Annotated in this window: 16 protein-coding genes, 1 tRNA gene and 1 pseudogene; 6 read left to right on the top strand and 12 right to left on the bottom strand. The window is 56.5% G+C overall.

Annotated elements, in window-relative coordinates; genetic code table 11:
• The 3 genes from VR74_RS08020 to VR74_RS08010 form a co-directional block, all read right to left on the bottom strand.
• The coding region (locus tag VR74_RS08020; RefSeq protein ID WP_045695773.1) for an IS66 family transposase at nucleotides 1-1,177 on the bottom strand (1,177 nt) is incomplete at its 3' end.
• A 38-nt stretch (nucleotides 1,178-1,215) separates the two neighbouring features.
• Nucleotides 1,216-1,569 (bottom strand): IS66 family insertion sequence element accessory protein TnpB, encoded by a 354-nt coding sequence (tnpB, locus tag VR74_RS08015; RefSeq protein ID WP_035540695.1) that lies wholly within the window; start codon nucleotides 1,567-1,569, stop codon nucleotides 1,216-1,218.
• Complete coding sequence (locus VR74_RS08010; protein WP_206741593.1) at nucleotides 1,566-1,970, bottom strand: transposase; 405 nt, start codon at nucleotides 1,968-1,970, stop codon at nucleotides 1,566-1,568. The genes tnpB and VR74_RS08010 overlap by 4 nt, the downstream gene beginning before the upstream one ends.
• On the opposite strand from VR74_RS08010, the gene VR74_RS20675 reads away from it, so the two are divergent.
• A complete protein-coding gene (locus VR74_RS20675; RefSeq protein ID WP_299949888.1) occupies nucleotides 1,936-2,448 on the top strand; it encodes a recombinase family protein in 513 nt (170 codons plus the stop codon). The two genes, VR74_RS08010 and VR74_RS20675, sit on opposite strands and share 35 nt — an antisense overlap.
• A gap of 348 nt (nucleotides 2,449-2,796) precedes the next feature.
• Here VR74_RS20675 and VR74_RS08000 read toward each other — a convergent pair whose 3' ends face one another.
• The 3 genes from VR74_RS08000 to VR74_RS07995 form a co-directional block, all read right to left on the bottom strand.
• Nucleotides 2,797-3,861, bottom strand: a complete 1,065-nt coding sequence (locus tag VR74_RS08000) for a hypothetical protein (RefSeq protein ID WP_045695769.1) — start codon at nucleotides 3,859-3,861, stop codon at nucleotides 2,797-2,799.
• Between the two features lie 75 nt (nucleotides 3,862-3,936).
• Nucleotides 3,937-4,092: a hypothetical protein gene (locus VR74_RS20670; protein WP_299949886.1), complete on the bottom strand. Its 156-nt coding sequence runs from the start codon at nucleotides 4,090-4,092 to the stop codon at nucleotides 3,937-3,939.
• Between the two features lie 1,976 nt (nucleotides 4,093-6,068).
• Nucleotides 6,069-6,587 (bottom strand): hypothetical protein, encoded by a 519-nt coding sequence (locus VR74_RS07995; protein ID WP_045695768.1) that lies wholly within the window; start codon nucleotides 6,585-6,587, stop codon nucleotides 6,069-6,071.
• A gap of 388 nt (nucleotides 6,588-6,975) precedes the next feature.
• Between VR74_RS07995 and VR74_RS07990 the strand changes: the two genes are divergently transcribed.
• From VR74_RS07990 to VR74_RS07980, 3 genes are all read left to right on the top strand, one after another.
• On the top strand, nucleotides 6,976-7,887 hold the full coding sequence (locus tag VR74_RS07990) for a zincin-like metallopeptidase domain-containing protein (protein WP_045695766.1): 912 nt from the start codon (nucleotides 6,976-6,978) through the stop codon (nucleotides 7,885-7,887).
• Between the two features lie 191 nt (nucleotides 7,888-8,078).
• Nucleotides 8,079-8,768, top strand: a complete 690-nt coding sequence (locus tag VR74_RS07985; RefSeq protein ID WP_045695765.1) for an AAA family ATPase — start codon at nucleotides 8,079-8,081, stop codon at nucleotides 8,766-8,768.
• A gap of 11 nt (nucleotides 8,769-8,779) precedes the next feature.
• Nucleotides 8,780-9,139, top strand: coding sequence for a ribbon-helix-helix domain-containing protein (locus VR74_RS07980; protein WP_045695763.1), 360 nt, complete (start codon nucleotides 8,780-8,782; stop codon nucleotides 9,137-9,139).
• Here the strand turns inward: VR74_RS07980 and VR74_RS07975 are convergent.
• Entirely contained in the window at nucleotides 9,136-10,026 is an 891-nt protein-coding gene (locus VR74_RS07975; protein ID WP_045695762.1) for a hypothetical protein, read from the bottom strand. The two genes, VR74_RS07980 and VR74_RS07975, sit on opposite strands and share 4 nt — an antisense overlap.
• Before the next feature lie 106 nt (nucleotides 10,027-10,132).
• On the opposite strand from VR74_RS07975, the gene VR74_RS07970 reads away from it, so the two are divergent.
• Both VR74_RS07970 and VR74_RS07965 read left to right on the top strand, forming a co-directional pair.
• Entirely contained in the window at nucleotides 10,133-10,519 is a 387-nt protein-coding gene (locus VR74_RS07970) for a hypothetical protein (protein ID WP_045695760.1), read from the top strand.
• A 337-nt stretch (nucleotides 10,520-10,856) separates the two neighbouring features.
• A complete protein-coding gene (locus tag VR74_RS07965) occupies nucleotides 10,857-11,981 on the top strand; it encodes a site-specific integrase (RefSeq protein WP_045695759.1) in 1,125 nt (374 codons plus the stop codon).
• 46 nt (nucleotides 11,982-12,027) lie between these two features.
• Here VR74_RS07965 and VR74_RS07960 read toward each other — a convergent pair whose 3' ends face one another.
• The 5 genes and pseudogenes from VR74_RS07960 to VR74_RS07940 form a co-directional block, all read right to left on the bottom strand.
• On the bottom strand, nucleotides 12,028-12,921 hold the full coding sequence (locus VR74_RS07960) for a 3'-5' exonuclease (protein ID WP_045695757.1): 894 nt from the start codon (nucleotides 12,919-12,921) through the stop codon (nucleotides 12,028-12,030).
• Nucleotides 12,918-14,933: an ATP-binding protein gene (locus tag VR74_RS07955; protein WP_045695755.1), complete on the bottom strand. Its 2,016-nt coding sequence runs from the start codon at nucleotides 14,931-14,933 to the stop codon at nucleotides 12,918-12,920. The genes VR74_RS07960 and VR74_RS07955 overlap by 4 nt, the downstream gene beginning before the upstream one ends.
• The gene (locus VR74_RS07950; protein WP_045695754.1) at nucleotides 14,930-16,210 is read right to left on the bottom strand and encodes an SIR2 family protein; all 1,281 of its coding nucleotides are present in this window, start codon (nucleotides 16,208-16,210) and stop codon (nucleotides 14,930-14,932) included. Before VR74_RS07950 ends, VR74_RS07955 begins: the two co-directional genes overlap by 4 nt.
• Nucleotides 16,211-16,465: 255 nt before the next feature.
• Nucleotides 16,466-16,541 (bottom strand) — tRNA-Thr (locus tag VR74_RS07945).
• 78 nt (nucleotides 16,542-16,619) lie between these two features.
• Nucleotides 16,620-16,931 (bottom strand): annotated as a pseudogene (locus VR74_RS07940) (heme biosynthesis protein HemY); the annotation flags it as partial.

Raw genomic sequence — 16,931 nt, 5'->3', positions numbered from 1 at the left:
TGAGGCCTTCATCGGCAATGGGCGAGTTCGAGGACTTCTTGATCTCCACCAGCTTGCGGCGTGCATGCGCCCAGCAGTTGGCAAGCACGAGCGCGCCCTCCGGCCGGCCTTTCCGCGCGAGGCGCTTGTAGCCTGCATAGGCATCGACCTGCAGCGTTCCGGTGAACCCATTCAGGAACGCCTCGGCATGCTTTCCGCCCCGGCCATCAGCGTAGAAGTAGACCACACCCGGCGGACCTGTCCCGCCCCATCCGCGTTCATCCCGGGCCAGCGCCCAGAGATAACCGCTCTTGGTCATGCCTCGTCCAGGATCGAGCACCGGGCACCGGGTTTCGTCCATGAACAGGTGGCCTGAGGTTTTGAGGATTTCAGCAAGCCGCCGCGTCAGCGGAGAGAGATGATAGCCCGCGGCCCCGCTCCAGCCGGCGAGTGTCGAGCGATCCAGCAGGACACCGGACCGGGCAAAGATCTGCGCCTGCCGGTAAAGTGGAAGATGATCGCCGTATTTGGAGACGAGGACCTGCGCGATCAGCGCTTCGGTTGGCAAGCCGCCTTCGATCAGGTGCGCCGGGGCCGGCACCTGCGTCACGCCAGCCTCGCAGGTCCGGCAGGCATATTTGGGACGTACCGTGACGATCACCCGGAGCTGCGCCGGCACGCAGTCGAGCCGCTCCGTGCGGTCCTCGCCGATCCTCACCATCTCCCCGCAGCCGCACGGGCACTCAAGGCTCTCCGGTTCGATCACACGTTCGATCCGCTCAAGATGGTCTGGCAGGCGGCCGATATTGCGCCGGGAAGGCTCACGCGCCGTGCACCCGCGACTGCGCGCTTCGCTTTCTTCCTCAGCCTTTGCAACCGCCGTCTCGAGATCTTCAAGCAACAGGTCGAGCTGGTCCGGATCAAGGCGCTCAGACTTCTTGCCATAGAGCGCACGGCGCAGCTCCTTCACCAGGTACTCAAGCCGCGCGTTCAGGGCTTTGATTTCCCCAATCTCGTCGGCGATGGCGGCGGCGCTCTCTTCAGCCGCAGCGGCCTTTTTTTCAGCAGCGGCAGCTTTCTGTTCGTGCGCGGCGATCTGTTCTGCACGCGCCTCAATCAACTCCGCCTGCGCCGCCAGAACCGCCCGCACCTTCGGCGGAAGTCCGGCAAGTTCTGAAGCAGTGAGCGTCTCGGGCATAAGCCATATTATACACTGCTTCGTTCGCGGTGACTCGCTTATTCGACAAGGTTCGGACGGCGAACATTCACCGCGCGTACCTTGCGCCAGTCGAGACCTTCAAACAGCGCGCCGAACTGGGCTGCCGAGAGCTTCATCACCCCGTCCCGGATCGGCGGCCAGGCAAAGCTGCCCTGTTCGAGCCGCTTGTACGCCAGCACCAGCCCGCCGCCGTCCCAGGTCAGAACCTTGATCCGGTCCGCCCGCTTCGAACGGAACACGACGATGATCCCCGAATGAGGATCGAGGCCCAGCTCCGACTGCACCACCGCCGCAAGACCGTCATGGCCTTTGCGGAAGTCCACAGGCTTCACCGCCACGACCACCCTCAGGCCCTGTCCGGTCAGGATCATGTGATGCGCAGGACGCGGACAATGTCGCCAAGACGGGCCGCGCTGATATCCGCCGGCACCCGAACGACGATCCCGCCCGTCTCGATGCTGATCGCCCCGCACCTGCTTTGATCTTCATGCTCGGCCGTGCGGAGATCGCCCACGACCAGATGGGCAAAGGGTTCTTCGCCAGCCGATGGTAGTATCAGTCGCCCCTCGCGCACCGCCCGGCGCCATCCGGTTAGATGCTGCGGCGTCAGGCCGTGGCGATGCGCAACCGCGCTCACCTTCACGCCCGGCTCGAAGCTTTCGGCAACGATCTGCGCTTTGACCTCATCGGGCCAATTGCGACGCCCCGTCGGACCCTCGAGAACCTCAAGCCGGCTTATGTTGCTCCCAGCGGAAGCCAACAAATGTTGCACTGTTTGTTCCAACGCTTTGCTCCAAACCAAAACGCAAAGCTCGCCGAAACAACGTCGAAGGAGAACCCGTCATAACGGTGGGGCGGTCGCACCGCTTACGCTAGACCGCTTCGCCCGCTCGACGCTCGACATGCTTACGTTGACGGAAGCAATAACGACCAAAGGCGCTGCCTTCCGATCGCTTGCTGAGCCCTGGGCAGACACGACAACCCCTCATGGCAAGATGATTGTAACTGTGCTGGCTGGCGTCGCTGAGTTTGAAAGGTCGCTGATCCGTCAACGCACAAGTGAAGGGAGAAAGCGCGCTATGTCACAAGGCGTCCGGTTTGGTCGCCCCCCGGCCCTGACTCCGACACAGGAGGCGGAGGCCGCAAAGCTGGCCACAGCCAAAGGCAACAAATATGCGGCTGAAATTATGAGCGTATCGGTGTCGACCATTGAACGAGTAAGAACACGCTATCGTTCAGAATCGCGCTAGAGTGCTGGCTCGATGAATGATGACCTCAAGTATGGAACAATTAGATGGCTACGCGAATCCCGCTTGAACACCTACCGGACAAATCCCCGAACTCTCTGAGGCGCCTGTCCGACACTGACCTCTATAAGTACATCGCGGGATGGAAGCCAGGGACCGAAGATCATATTGCGGGCCTGCAGGAAATCGAACGGCGCCGCTCGCGGCCCGCCGATACTCGGTCGTGGATTGCGATTGCCATTGCCGGACTTGCCCTGCTTTTGAGCGTCCTCTCTTCTTTGAAATAAACAAACGCGTTTAAGCAATCGATACGTAGCCAAGCGGCTGACACCCGCAGTCGCTTACGAATGGCTAGCCGCCACTGCCCAAATAGCACCCCGAAGATACTGTGCCTCCCGACACAATCTGACATATCGGACTTATGGTTACGAGGCTTGTGCTCGTCGAAATATACACAGTCGCACTCGATGTTTCGTTGACACAGACGCCGGCGGTATTGCGCTTCGACGCATAGGTCCTAGCACTAGTACTCGCACCCTGCCTGGAAATGACGTCTGTTGTGCAGGGTGTAGCGCCGGTGCAGCTATATCCGTAGGGATACGACCCGGTGTTATCTATCCCTCGGATGCTGCCGCTGCAATCGGCCCCGTTGAAATAGACATTGGCGTCAATCGTCATTGGCGAAGCGTTCGTCAGATCTGCAGTGCTCAGGAGAACCATGTCTCGGGTTGTCGGGTTATAAAAATAGTAAAAGCCCACGCCGCCCGAGACATACGTTAAATAGTATCCTAAGAGTTCATCGTCCGGGTCATAAGCGACCAAGAGCCCCCCGCCACCGCCGCCAGCAGCTGGTGCAATGTCGGCGATGGTTTGCCAACCTGTTGACGCGCTTTCGCAGAAGGCAAATTCGCCGCTCACATAACGGATCTTGCCTTCATCGGCCGCACTCGAGCAAGTGTCGGTTTCATCTGCGATCTTGACGGCGCCGGCAACGTCCAGACGCGCATTCGTCGGACTTGTACCAATTCCGACATTGCCGCTGGAACCCTCGATGATGACATCATCCGTATTGATGGTGAGATTATTGCTGCCCGTGGCAATATCGGTTGACGCATCTAGCGTCATGGCATCGCTGATATCGCTCCAGTCTATACTGTCTGCTGAAACACTGGCGCCCCACCCACCACTGACATCCTTGCAATTATTTCCAGTCTCATCGCAGATCTGGGTCGCGTTCAAACCCCCGGCATTGGCCGCTGGCGTCGTGGAATCACAGATCAGGTCGGTTCCGTCTGTGTAGCAAAGCTTACCGTTTGTAAGGGTGGTATGCGTCGTCAGATCAATCCATTCCTGCCCATAAGCCGATAGGCCCACACCAATTGAGCAGATTATCAGTCCGTAGGCGGTCTTTATCATATAATCTGTTTTATACCATAGCTTACGTGTAAACGGCCAATGCTTTGTTGCATTGGCCAGGCATGAGCGCGCGACCTAGCGACAGATCTCATAGCGCATTGTCTCCGTGTTCAGGCGCATCTTGCCCAGGTCTTCATCTGTCCCGCAGATGACCGCATTGTCTTCGCCAATTACAGCAGTTTCCGGATCGGGCAGCCGAACGTAGTGGGCATGTTCCAGTCCCCTGGACATTTCGCAGCCCCATAAACTCGCAACGCTCAGGAGCGCCAAGACAAGAGGGAGATGCTTTCTGATGTACATGATCACGATTCTATCGAATTTCCTGTCAGGCCGCCCGACCTATCAGACCCTCAAAGTACTGTTTTCAAAGAGGACGGTTGCCAAAGCAACACACGCCCTAGGCGCTGCGCGCCCAGAGCCTCGAAATTCGAGTCTCTGCCCTGCGGGTAACGGTCGTTCGTATGTCGGGATGAATCTCACACGCAGATTGGCATAAAAATGTATGCGCCTGTTTTTATTCCGTGCTAGGATCATAAGCACACATATATGATGAAATTGTTTGCCCTGGTCTTGGTTGCGCTCATTGCGTACCTGCCCACGCAGGCAGATGCCGCTCAGGACGTCATTACAACGCCGGGCATGACAACCCTGTCCCGCCTGGGGAGCGTCTCCATCGATGTGCATGGCAAGGGCTGTAAATCCATCACCAACCGGTTCCAGACGTCAGATGACCTGTTCATTCCATTTAGCAGCAAGGAAGAATGGGAAAGCTTTCTCGACTATGCCGACAGTACCGGCAATATCGACGTCGGCCCCTGTCCAATCGCCTATGGGGAATGGAGTTCTGTGGGTAGCTGCAGCGCGACATGTGGTGGCGGCATGATCGCCCAAACCCGGTCATGTGTTTACACCCCAACCGGCCAGACATTGGATTGCAGCTATTGTGGCGGCGAGTGCACCCAAACCGTAGAATGCAATACCACAGCCTGCGCTAACTGGGACCGCACGTGTGGTGCAGCAACTTGGAACACCAGTAATAATCCTGCCACCTGCGGTCAGTCATGTACCGTTACCTGTAAGCGTGAGGGGGCTCCCGTCTCTGGTAGCAATTGTATCGGTACGCCACCTGCCGATTATTTAGCCAGCAGCAGCTGTTCAGGCTGCCCGCCAAATAGCGCAACCCGAAGCATTACACCTGTATCATGCAGCAAAGGGGGTCTGAGTGGCAGCGGGACAATTAATGTTCGCAGAGACATAGACTGCAATGGAAACCCGATTGCAGGTTCAGGCTATTGGGTTGGTGTATCGGGGTGCTGTGTTCCAAACTTGCCCGCAAACCAGACCTCGCAGCATGATGGGGCATCAATACCCGGCTGCACTTCTGTTACAAATAGCTGTAACTTTCCATGGGGCGGTAGTATCGCTCATGGCCAGAGTGCTACTGCCTACGCAGCCAGCTCTGTGCCTAATGGCTCAAGCTGTGCTGCGCAAACCCGTACCTGCAACAACGGCAGCCTAAGCGGCAGCTACACCAAGAGTAGCTGCACGGTCGCAGCACCTACCTGCAGCGGCACACATTACACCTATACTAATGTATCCTGTAGCCAGGGTGGTATTGGCGGCAGCGGAAGCATTACCGTTCGACGGAGCGCAGATTGTGATGGCAATATTGTACCAGGCAGCGGTTATTGGACAGCAGCCTCCGGTTGCTGTCAGCCCGGAAGCTTGAACACCCAAACCTTCTCGCATGACGCGGCGAGCTTCCGAGGTTGCAACTCGCCGCCTGCTAGCTGTACCAAGCCTTGGGGCGGATCTTTAGTTCATGGTCAGAGTGTAACAGCATATGCGGCTAGCTCAGTGCCTAGTGGTTCAAGTTGCTCTAGCCAAACGCGAACCTGCAACAATGGAACACTCAGCGGGACCTATGGATACTCTACTTGTTCAACGTCAACCCCAGCCTGCAGGTGGAAAATTACCCATAAAAGCATCGTACCGGGACGTAGCTGTACGCAAGTCCCACCCACAACGAACAAAGCATGCAGTTGCGGTGAAACAGATGTGTTTGATTATGCCAACTGCATCTTCAATATGGCCTGTAGCGCCAACTAGGGCGCTCAGGCGTTTACTGGCGCATTGAAATCAGCCGTTCACTCAGACACACGTCCGGACAGACGGCGGGGCACCAGTCATCCTTTAGCGCCAATCTTCTACGGCTCTAAATAGCCCTTCGCGCGCAGAAATTCTGACCGATCTTCAAATTCCGTGCGAACTACCTGCAGAATACGATCTATACTTTCGCTGCCTGCGCTGATTTTTTTTGCTGCCGCGTCAGTCTCAAACGGGCTCATAATCGCTTCGTCCCACAATTGTACCGCGTGATGATCTTGTTCTGTCATTGGCTGAAAGTCGCTCAGATTCAGATATGCCATCACGAGCGCGCTTCGGACATCTTCAGGTGCGGTGCTGCGTGCAAGGATAGCGAGTATGGCATTGCCAATCTCATCCTTGGATGCGGGCAGTTCCGTTATGTCCCGACAAATCGCGGTCCCCTCCGCTATCAGGTCACCGAAATCTGCAACCAGGTCTTCCGGATACGCGTCTTGCTTCCGCGTCGGCACCTGCTCACGGCGGGGTCGCTTGCCCGCGCCCGCTGCTCGCCGCCTTCCGAAGAATATCCAAGCGGCCATCAATCCGATAGCTGTCAGAACGATGTACATAATATCCATGAATTGCCCCCGGGTTTTGCTCGCTTGTCCTAACCCTATAGTTGCGTTTTCTGGGGCGCAATTGAGACGTGAGAACCAAAAGAAAGGGACGGTCGCATGAGCGGCTGGCCAATCATGCCAAGGATCAAGTCCCGACTACCGAATCCCAGCAGGCACGCTACCCGTCTGACCTGATGCTGAGACGGACGGTGGGCCGCGCGCTCGCCGGACGCTTTCCCCCGCCTTTCCTGCACCTCTGAACAACCATGCGAGCCTGCCCGGAGGCGCGGCGTTGTCAACAGCCGGCCCGCGCCAGCGGCTTTGCCGCCCGTGTTGGCTGTTGACACCCCCGCTGATGCCTCCGGCCCTGTCTCTCGCATCGTCAGAGAAACAGGAAAGGAAAAGCACGATGCCCCGCTCGAAAACATCACGTCCCGATGTCTACACAACCATCACCGACCAGATCGTCAATTTGCTGGAAACCGGCGTGAAGCCCTGGACACAGCCCTGGCATGCCGCTCATGCAGCCGGTCCCGTCTCGCGGCCGCTCCGCCATAACGGCGAAGCCTATTCCGGCATAAACACGCTCATCCTTTGGTGCTATGCGATGGAACGCGCCTATTCCGCACCGATCTGGATGACCTTCCAGCAAGCCCGAACCTTGGGCGCCCATGTCCGCAAGGGCGAGGCCAGCGCTCCTGTCGTCTATGCCGGCGCGATGACCCATTCGGAAACCGATCAGGCGACCGGTGAGGAAACCGAATCCACACGCCGCTTCCTCAAATCCTACCGCGTCTTCAATGTCGATCAGATCGAGGGCCTGCCAGCGCACTACTACGCCAAGGCAGAACCGAGAGAAACGACACCTGAGCGCGTCGCCCATGCCGAAGCCTTCTTCACCGCAACCGGCGCTGAGATCCGTCACGGAGGAAGCACTGCCTTCTATTCGCCCAGCCATGACTTCGTGCAGATGCCGGACATCGAAACCTTCGATTCAGCCGAAGCCTATTACGCAACCCTCGGACATGAATGCACCCACTGGACCCGGCACGCATCCCGCCTCGACCGCTCCTTTGGCCGTGAGCGCTTTGGCGATCAGGGGTACGCTCAGGAAGAACTTGTTGCCGAACTGGGCGCGGCCTTCCTCTGTGCCGACCTCGGCCTGGACCTCAAGGACCGTGAAGACCATGCCGCCTATATCGCCTCCTGGCTGAAGGTCCTGAAGAATGACAAGCGCGCCATCTTTACGGCGGCCGCACACGCCCAACGGGCCGCTGACTATCTGCACAGCTTTCAGAGCGACAAGGATATCGCCGCATAGGTCATTGCCTAAAAGCAGGCGCCGCGCCGTGTTTCGCATCCGGCGCGGTTTACCGCGTGCTGCACACAAGTTTATAAGTTCACTAGTGCCCTAGCCCGACAGTGCACAGACAACACACTCGCTCGATCGAAAGCGTTTACCCGACCGTAGGATCTCTGTCCCGAATCCGCTCGGCCGGGTAGGCTGCTCCCATGTCCAATTCGAAGCCGCTGAAAATCATCGCTATCATGGCGCAGAAAGGGGGCGTCGGGAAAACCACCCTCTCGACGAACCTGGCCATTGCCGCAGCTCAGGCAGGCCACCGCGTCGCCATTCTCGACATGGACGACCAGCGCAGCGCGGAATACTGGGCCGTCCTTCGACAACGCTCCGGCCAGGCGCAGAGTGCATTTCCAACTGTGCGCGGGGAAGTCCCCTCCATGCTGGACCGCGCCATTAGCGAAATCCGCCACGACGGGCACGATCTGTTGTTCATCGACACAGCGCCCAACGCCGCCCGCGCCGCCAAGGCGATTGCAACCGCTGCCGACTTCATCCTGATTCCGACCAAGCCCGGTGCGCTCGATATTCGGTCGATCGAGGAAACCATGGAAATCGCGGACTTCTATGGCAAACCGGCCGCCGTGGTGCTGAATGATGCGCCAACCAATAGCAATCTGGCCGAACAGGCCGCGCAGTTCATTGCCGATGTTCACAAATATCCGCTCGCCGAAGAGGTTATCTGCAACCGGGTTGCGTTCAGCAAAGCCATTGGCTCCGGTCTGGGCGTGCTGGAACTGGAACCGTCCGGCAAGGCTGCAGATGAAATCCGCGGCCTCTATGACTGGCTTGCCCGGACGGCGGGCCTCAACAAAACGAATTCTGGCCGCAAGGCGGCTTAGGGGGCTGACGCATGGCAAAACTTCAGGCATTCGGAATCGCGCAGGAAGAGGTACAATCTCGTCTTGAACAGCGGCTCACCAAGGAGACTCCATTGGCCAAGCAAGTTCCCGCAAAGCCCCTGACAGCTGAAGCTGCAAGCCCGCGCTATCCGCAGCCGGGACGCGAAGGGAAAAAGAGCATCACGGCCTATGTCCCGACCCCGGCGCACAAGACACTCAAACTCTTTGCCATGGAACATGACACGACCGTGGAAAACCTGATCATTACGGCGCTCGACCGCCTGCTCATGGATATGGGCCAGGACTGGACGATTGGCACGGGTGATGAATTTGGCGTGCCAACCGATCCACCCAAATCAAAACGACGCTAGGCTGCTTCCGCCCGGGGGACTTTGACCCGTCGCACCCTGCCCTGCCGGTCTGTCCGTTCGGCATAAGCCCAATCCGGGTCTTCCAACGGCAGCGCCTGTTCGGGCTGTATCTCTACGTTTTTTCTTCCCCCGATAAGCAACCATGGCCCCAGCGACTTGATGGCCAGCATGGTCCCGATCAGCAGCCAGATGGTCGCGTCCGATGGAATGGTCACGCCGAACATACTGAATGCCTGCCCGACCTTGCGGGCATCGAGGCGTTCCGCTGCCAGCGTGGCCGTGTCTTCCAGCGTCTTGCGCTGCGCATTCAGATCTACTGCCAATGTGGCATAGGACTGCGCAGCCTTCCATTCAGCCTTGAGCGAAGTAATCCGCGTCGGAAATTTTTCAGCATCGCTGCGGCTTTCATAGCCGTTCAGTTCAGCTTCGATGGCGTCCACCGACCGGCTTGGCTTGGCGAGGGCATTTAGAGACGCTTCAAGCTCGACAATTCGGGCTTCGGCATTGGCGCGTTCGGTGAGCTTTTGGGCGACCGCTGCATCCAGCTTGCCATCGAACAGCGTATGAAACCGCTTTTCCTGCATCGCTGACAGGCCGAGCGCCGCCAGCCAAAGAGTCAGGGCGATCAGGGCGGCGCCCCAGCGTCCCTGCCGGCTTCTGATTCCGATAATGACCAGTCCGGCACAGACCCAGAGTTCCAGGGCCAGGAACACGAGAAGATACCAGTAGCGCAGCGGGTCAGATGCGGGACGGCTCGCAAGCTGCACGGCGCCGACGGCCCATAAGGACAAGCCTGTCAGGCAGAGGATGACGCCGTAGCCAAGCAAGAGAAAAGCCGTTCCCGCGACGCCATCGAAGGCCTTGTCTGGCTGAGGTTCCGCTTGCATGGCCTGCTCCAACCGAGTACCCATTAAGGGAGTACATTTATACTCATTTAATGAGTACGAACGTTTTGGGCAACCCGAAATCCGTTTTGCTGGAGCAAATTCCTTTATGTCACCGGACGAGCTGAAGCAGGAACGCCTGAGACGCGGCATGACCTATGCCGAGTTCGGGGAATGGGTTGCCCAGCGGCTCACCGAGGCCGATCCGGACGGGAAAGAGGTAAAGCCCTATTCTCGCCAACGCATCTATGACTGGGAAAACAAGATAGTCCCCGTCCCTGCCCGCGTGGAGGCCTTGCTGCTCCGGGATGAGATCGCCCGGCTCGAACGCCTGCTGAAGCATGAACGCAGCCCCGCTGTCGGCCACGAAATCACCGACGACGAACCTGGTCGCCAGGAATTGGCTGAGAAGCGCGACCAGCTGGACGATGCCAAAAGAAGCAAGCATCGCAGCAAGTCCAAGGGTCGAGAAGCTGGCGCAGGCGACGACTGGTAATCGCCAATCCAATTTGTACTCAAAAATAGGGTTGTTTTTTATGCCGGATATGCGATGGTTGGGCTCGTTGATTAGCCAGCCCAAGCGTGCCGCCGATGAGTTTTATCATCCCTGACATCACCGACTTTCATCAGTCAGTCGCCAAGGCGCACGGCATCGACCTGTACGACCGCTACGCCGAAGCCGACGCCGCCCAATTGCTCGACTATTCACTGGTGGCTTTACGGCGCATCCGGACGACGGGCCGCATCGGCTGCGTGAAGCCGTCGCCCCGCAAGATTTTCTATTTCGGATACCAACTGGTCGATTTCCTGCTGAAGGCTGTCGAGGAGCAATCATGCCACGCTACACTGCAAACAGAGACTACCAACTCGGCGACTACTGGCTCTCCCAGCGGGCCGGCAGTCCGGCCTGGTACCGGACATGGTTTGACACACAGTCTCGCCAAACAAGACGCGCTAGCCTCGGCACTGCGGATTTTGACGATGCCAAAAAGCGCCTGACGGACTGGTTCATTCTTGAGCAGACCAAGCCGCAGCAGGAGGCAGCCGAGGTTCAGCTCGCCGAAGTGTTCGCCCGCTTCTACGAGCATCACGGCAAGAACCTGAAAACCGCGTCAGACGTTAGCCGTACGCTGCGCTACTGGCTGGAGTTTCATGGACAAGCCACCGTCAGCGAAGCTGCCACTCAGGACGCCCAGCGAAAGTTCCGCGACTGGCTGCAAACCGAACGGGGCTTGTCGGAATCATCGGTGCGGCGTGCCCTGCTGGTGGGTAAGTCCGCCCTCAATTGGGCATGGAAGCGCGGCGAGATTGTCCAGGCGCCCTATATCGCACTGGTCACGCCGCCCACGCCCGAACCGAAGGGTAGGCCACTTGAAATTGGCGAGGTTGCGAAGATCCTTGCTGCTTCGCGCGAACATCATGTCAGCGTACTGATCGTTTTCATGCTGGCCACCGCAGGCCGCACGGGTGCTGTGCTTGACCTGAATCTGTCGCAGATAGACTGCGAGCGGCGCCTGATTTTTCTCAATCCGCCAAAGCGCACCCAGACAAAGAAGCACAGACCGACCGTCAAACTCCCCTCGCAGCTCGTGGAGTACGTTGAAGCCCGCAAAGCGGCCGACCCTACCGCGCCGCTGGTCGCCTATAACGGACAGCCGGTCAAATCGATCAAGACGAACTGGCGCAAGCTGGTCGCGAAAGCGGAGCTGAAGGGCAACGTGCAGACATATTCGTTCCGGCACACAATGGCGCGCTGGTTGCGGATGCAGAGCGTCCCTGCCTGGGAAGTCGCTGCGCAGCTTGGTCACAAAACGCAGGAATACTCGACGACGGAGATATATGCGCCATTTGATCCAGCATATTTGTCGAAAGCTACGGCAGCTATCGACGATTTCTTAGCTCAAGTTGCATCCCAGCTGAGTGCTAGTTCGATATCTGAATTTCTCTTTGCGCGATGAGAGAATGACGATCTGGAAAATGATAGTTCGCCGTAAGTTATGAGGTCTAAACTCGATCGGAATATCGGTCGAATGCCGTGATCTTCGTGATTCTCACTTGTTTTTCAACCCGATAGATTTCGTCTTTGAGAAAAGCAATTTCGGCTTCCTTCTGCTCTTCTAATGCATCAAAATACCAGGCTCGGGGCCCTTCCCTCTCTTCTGCGTTCCAGCGGTACCCTCTCGCCTTCAAAACATCTTTCAGTTCAAACGGCGCTCCTTCGGCCCATATTCGCCAGGTCGTTTGCCTCGCCCGACGAAGCAATGCTGCCAATCCGGTTTCCCCGCTTTTGGGAAGCTTGCGTCGCAGCAACTCGATGGAAGCGAAGCAATCATTTTCAGCGCGATGCCGATCGTAAAAGAACCCCGTCTCGGCAGCGAGGTAGGTTAGCTTCGTTCCTTCAAAGCCTTCACCGGCCCAATCAATCTCCGACATTGAGCAAGCCCAGGCCTTCGACGCGAAAATAGGAAACAGTCGCTCGAGGAAACGGCGGTCAAAGAGGGCATTGTGAGCAATCACGAGGTCGGCGGACGCGACGATTTCTTCGACCGCCTCCTCATCAATCCGGCAACCGGCAACCATTTCATTCGTGATACCTGTGATTCCTGTCGCGACTTCAGGGATCGGAAACGATGGCTCTCGCAACTGGTCGAACGCATCGACAATCGAGGTGATGGTACCTTCTGTAGAGTAACGAAATCGTATGAGCGCTATCTCAATGATCTCGTCTTTCGACGGTTCTAGTCCTGTCGTTTCGACATCAACGAACACGGCAAGCTTGTTGTCGCTGCTAAATGGCTCAGTGGTGAACAGGGGCGATCCAAGTTTTCGCAGCACGCGATAGCATCCAGTCTCTTCTAGCGCCCGCGCCTTAGCTTCCAGATCGGCTGCGTCGGTCATTCGAAAGCGCTCCCTCCTTCGTCGACTCGGGCAACCGATGGACCTATCTGAATTTTCACCGGGCGCCCTGCCTCGTGAAACCAGAGTTCTCGAATCTTCGCGTCATCACTCAAAGGTAGGGGCTGAGCAGTCCTCACTTTGAAGGTCGTGGGCAGGTTCACGGAGGTGCCGAACACAAGCGCATGCTGCTTTGGCAAAGAAGGCAATCGCTTCAAGACGGACTCGGAAATGAACGGCGTCATCTGACGGATTTGAGACAGGTCGTCGGGATTCTGAATTCTGTGGATGACGAAATTTGAGCACTGCGACAGCACTGTCTTCGAAAGCTCGCTTGGTCGTTGGGATGCTACAAGGACGAACAATCCATATTTTCGACCCTCCTTGGCAATCCGCTCATATACCTTGCTAGCATCGATCGAGAAGCGAGATGGCTTTTCAGCCACATATCTGTGGGCTTCCTCAAGTAGGAGATGAACAGGAAACCTATTTCTTGGATCGGCCTGCCGAAGTGTGCGAAATGCCATTCTTGCCAGGACAGATGCGACGAGTTCGACCAGCTCATCTTCCACCGCATTCATGTTTACGATTATTATCTGACTGATTTTAGAAAGCTGATCTGCTGACCGTTCCACGCCGAGAATAGTGCCCAGAAACTCCGCAACCGAGAGGTCACCTAATGGTGATGCCGGATCACATCGCAAAAACTCGTAGTCAACTCGCTCTTTTAAGGACTTGAAACGAGTAACCATTTGCGAGCAGTAATCACGAATCTGTCGATTTCCATGCGCCTCTTCATAAAGGATCGCGAAATCTAAGGCTTCCTCTAGGTCGTCAAAGGAAAATGGTTCACCGGTGTAAGCGGGCAACGAAACGTCTTGCCTAAGCTTCCCACGGAATACTTCGAGGAACACATTCAAATTTTGATGCGGCACAAAGTTTCCATACTGAAAGTTTGCGCCATACTGCCTCAACAATCCATGATGAAGGTCATTTGTCGGATATTTCTGAAGCAGTGACAGAACGCGTTGAAACTTAGTCACGGGTGAATCGCCATCTGCGCCACGAAAACACTCGATCACACAAGTCGCTATGAAATGCTCTTTTGTAGCGAGCGCTTCAGGCGAGTTCTGCCGAAACAAGCTCGTTAACCCGAGCGCGGTTCTTAAGACCGGTAGTTGCGTGCGCTCACTCGCCTGAAGTAATAGCTCCCATTCTGATTGTTCAAGAAACCAATGGGGCAGTCGGAACTTTCCTTCTTTGGCCGAACCATCAAGAACAATCTGAGTGACGCCTATACCACCTTCACTGGCCAGCGGCTCCAGAGCCTGCGCATACTCACCATTGACGTCAAAGACGATGAACGTCGCTCCCCGGGCGCGGTGCTCGTCCGGCTTTTCAAAAAGTGACTGCAAGATCGAAGAAATCGTGCAGGACTTCCCGCTCCCCGTATTCCCCAAGACAGCCGAATGCCCTCCAAAAAAGTCGTCGATACGAACTTTCACGTCATATCCATCGAAAATGACGGATGTGCCAATCGTCAGGGCTTTGAACCTGGTAGGTTGTTCCACTCCAGGCAAAGTTCGTCGCGAAGGACTTCTCTCCACCGGCTCATCGGTTTCAAAAATCCTGTCGAGTTCCGCATCCAAGGCGTACAATGCATTGGCGTACAGTGAAGGAAACACGGATACTCCAAATCGAAATGAGCCTTTGGTCTGCGGAAGCATGCCAACAGGAACTACGTCGAGATACTTGGCGGACGACGCCTTATCCATATTACCATCCCGATTTGCGGGACTGCTAATGTCACGTTCTCGAAGGCCGACGACTTCTGCAACGACATATTCAGATTGAACGGGGATCATTAGAAATGATCCCAGCCGCGCAACGTAGTGGACGTCATCGAACCCCACCACTGTGAAGCTATCGGTGCCAGAATGCATTTCGATGACGAAGCGGTCGGCTGCTACCGATACTACTTTGCCAATACCGCGCTTAGTGTCATCGCGACTCATTCGTCTGGCTCCGGTTTGGGAGACATCGTCTGGATGACCTTCTTGACCGCATCATCAATCCGTTCGCTAGGGCGCTGCGGCATAAATTCAGCAACAATGGTATTGAAATAGTGGGCTTTCGTATCCCCTTCCGGGCCATTCCCGCCAATGATCCAGATACGCGGATCATTCAATGATCGAAGCTTCGCGATTTCGCCATCGCTGTCGGGGTCAGCAAAGATCACGAGCCTGAAGGTCGGGATCGTTAGCGCCTGATAGATGATATTATTGAGGTGCTCATCTCCGAAAGCATATCCCATCGTGAACAGAACACTCTGCTCCCGAACGACGCGTGACTGAAACTCGCGAATAAGATCAGCGTAAGGCGAAGCAAGTGCCGAGTTCTGTTTTGCCGGTGTGGGATAGATCATAACATGATCAAGCGAAGCGTCACTGATCACCTCTCGAATAGGAAAGAGTCTGTTGCCGTCCTCGCCATCCTCAGTCCAACTGACCGAACCATGCAGCTTGCATAGATACACAAAGGCATCGACTGCGGTCCACTTCCGACTCGTCAAGTCGAGTTGCTCTGCTAGGGCGTAGCGAAAAGTCGACGGGTTGAAGCGCCGCTCTACAACTCCAGAAAACCCGTTAAAGAAAGGGATTCCAAGTCTATCCATCGCGGTTTCGTTGAAGAGATCATAATTGGTCGTAAACACCCATGGGCGTGGCAGCGAACGGTCTCGAAGAACAAGTTTACGATAGAAGGTCGTGTATACATCAAGCACCGTCTCGTCACCCTTCGAAAAGGCGCCCTGCGTGCACTTCATCCATAGATAGGTCTGCACCTTCTCGATCAACGAGTTGATGACATCCAGTCTTGCTTCAGCATCTTCAGCAGCGCTTTTTTCGAGAATGAAGCGGAGGCTAAAAAGCACCTCCATCAGGCGCTCGAGATTTCTCGCGTACTCGTCGGTACCAAGATCAATCCCGAAAACGTCGGTGAGGAACTCGCGCTCCGCCTTAGTTGGGAAGCCCTTTACGTCCTCTTCCCGCTTCTGGACAAAGTCCCTTGAAAGCGGCCCCATCGTCGGAATACCGACTTCTACATCGTCTTTCCACGCTGAGGAACAACCAGCCCCAAGAAGGAATGACACATTCTTCGCATTTAGGGATTCTGCTAGGGATTTCCTGGCGGCATGGCCACCGTCTGGCCACGTCAGAATTTCCTCCTTGGCGTCAACATGACGGACGAAACGAAAAGATGCCGACTCGCTCTGATTAGGTTGTTCAGTCATGAGAGCCCCCCCTGTTAAGCTAACAGTACGGTATCGCCGATTCCAACACTACCGGAAACTCTATTTTAGATTGAGATCAGCGATATGGCCTTCTTTACTCGCAGTAACTCACCCAAATTTGTAATTTTCGGTTTTGGACGCAACGCGGCTACAAATTGTCGGTAATTAGAAAGTGAAATTCGCGCTTTGCGTGCCAATTGCGTGCCACCCCAAGTCCGAAAATCCATCCAATGGCTTATAGTGCCTTGAAAAGAGTGGTGCCGCTAAGGTGACTTGAACACCTGACCCCCGCATTACGAATGCGATGCTCTACCAGCTGAGCTATAGCGGCCTGCTCCATGGAGCGTCCGGCCTGAATAACCACACAGGGCGCAGCGCGCAAGACGCTTTTGCCGTTGCCGGCAGCAGGTCAATCGTCGTCTTCGGCATAGTCGAGCGGCGGCGTCAGTCGGTCACTCGGGGCCTTGGGCGGCGCGATCTTGTCATCCTCCGGCCCGGCAATCGCCAGCACCCGTCCGGCTTCCAGTTCCCGTCCATAGGTTTCATAGCGCGGATGCACGAGGTCGCCGACATCACCAAAGGCGTAAACCAGCCGGCTCCAGTCGCGCTGGGCAAAGTCGAACGCATTGCCCTTCGGGTCGATGTCGGACCAATCGGCCTCACGCGACGCAGACGCCGCCATCCGCCCCCAGCGCTGGGCCTCGTCATGGTCGCCATACCC

Source organism: Hyphomonas sp. BRH_c22, from assembly GCF_000961795.1.
Taxonomy (GTDB): Bacteria; Pseudomonadota; Alphaproteobacteria; order Caulobacterales; family Hyphomonadaceae; genus Hyphomonas.
This window is presented reverse-complemented; position numbering and strand designations above follow the sequence as displayed.

What these genes read in the sequence shown, in the direction of transcription:
- VR74_RS07990 (WP_045695766.1), top strand. Translation starts at nt 6,976, where the DNA reads ATGCCCCGCTCGAAAACATCACGTCCCGATGTCTACACAACCATCACC.
- VR74_RS07985 (WP_045695765.1), top strand. Translation starts at nt 8,079, where the DNA reads ATGTCCAATTCGAAGCCGCTGAAAATCATCGCTATCATGGCGCAGAAA.
- VR74_RS07960 (WP_045695757.1), bottom strand. Translation starts at nt 12,921, where the DNA reads ATGACCGACGCAGCCGATCTGGAAGCTAAGGCGCGGGCGCTAGAAGAG.
- VR74_RS07980 (WP_045695763.1), top strand. Translation starts at nt 8,780, where the DNA reads ATGGCAAAACTTCAGGCATTCGGAATCGCGCAGGAAGAGGTACAATCT.
- VR74_RS07955 (WP_045695755.1), bottom strand. Translation starts at nt 14,933, where the DNA reads ATGAGTCGCGATGACACTAAGCGCGGTATTGGCAAAGTAGTATCGGTA.
- VR74_RS07950 (WP_045695754.1), bottom strand. Translation starts at nt 16,210, where the DNA reads ATGACTGAACAACCTAATCAGAGCGAGTCGGCATCTTTTCGTTTCGTC.
- VR74_RS07995 (WP_045695768.1), bottom strand. Translation starts at nt 6,587, where the DNA reads ATGGATATTATGTACATCGTTCTGACAGCTATCGGATTGATGGCCGCT.
- VR74_RS20670 (WP_299949886.1), bottom strand. Translation starts at nt 4,092, where the DNA reads ATGTCCAGGGGACTGGAACATGCCCACTACGTTCGGCTGCCCGATCCG.
- VR74_RS07965 (WP_045695759.1), top strand. Translation starts at nt 10,857, where the DNA reads ATGCCACGCTACACTGCAAACAGAGACTACCAACTCGGCGACTACTGG.
- VR74_RS07970 (WP_045695760.1), top strand. Translation starts at nt 10,133, where the DNA reads ATGTCACCGGACGAGCTGAAGCAGGAACGCCTGAGACGCGGCATGACC.
- VR74_RS08000 (WP_045695769.1), bottom strand. Translation starts at nt 3,861, where the DNA reads ATGATAAAGACCGCCTACGGACTGATAATCTGCTCAATTGGTGTGGGC.
- tnpB (WP_035540695.1), bottom strand. Translation starts at nt 1,569, where the DNA reads ATGATCCTGACCGGACAGGGCCTGAGGGTGGTCGTGGCGGTGAAGCCT.
- VR74_RS20675 (WP_299949888.1), top strand. Translation starts at nt 1,936, where the DNA reads ATGTTGCTCCCAGCGGAAGCCAACAAATGTTGCACTGTTTGTTCCAAC.
- VR74_RS07975 (WP_045695762.1), bottom strand. Translation starts at nt 10,026, where the DNA reads ATGCAAGCGGAACCTCAGCCAGACAAGGCCTTCGATGGCGTCGCGGGA.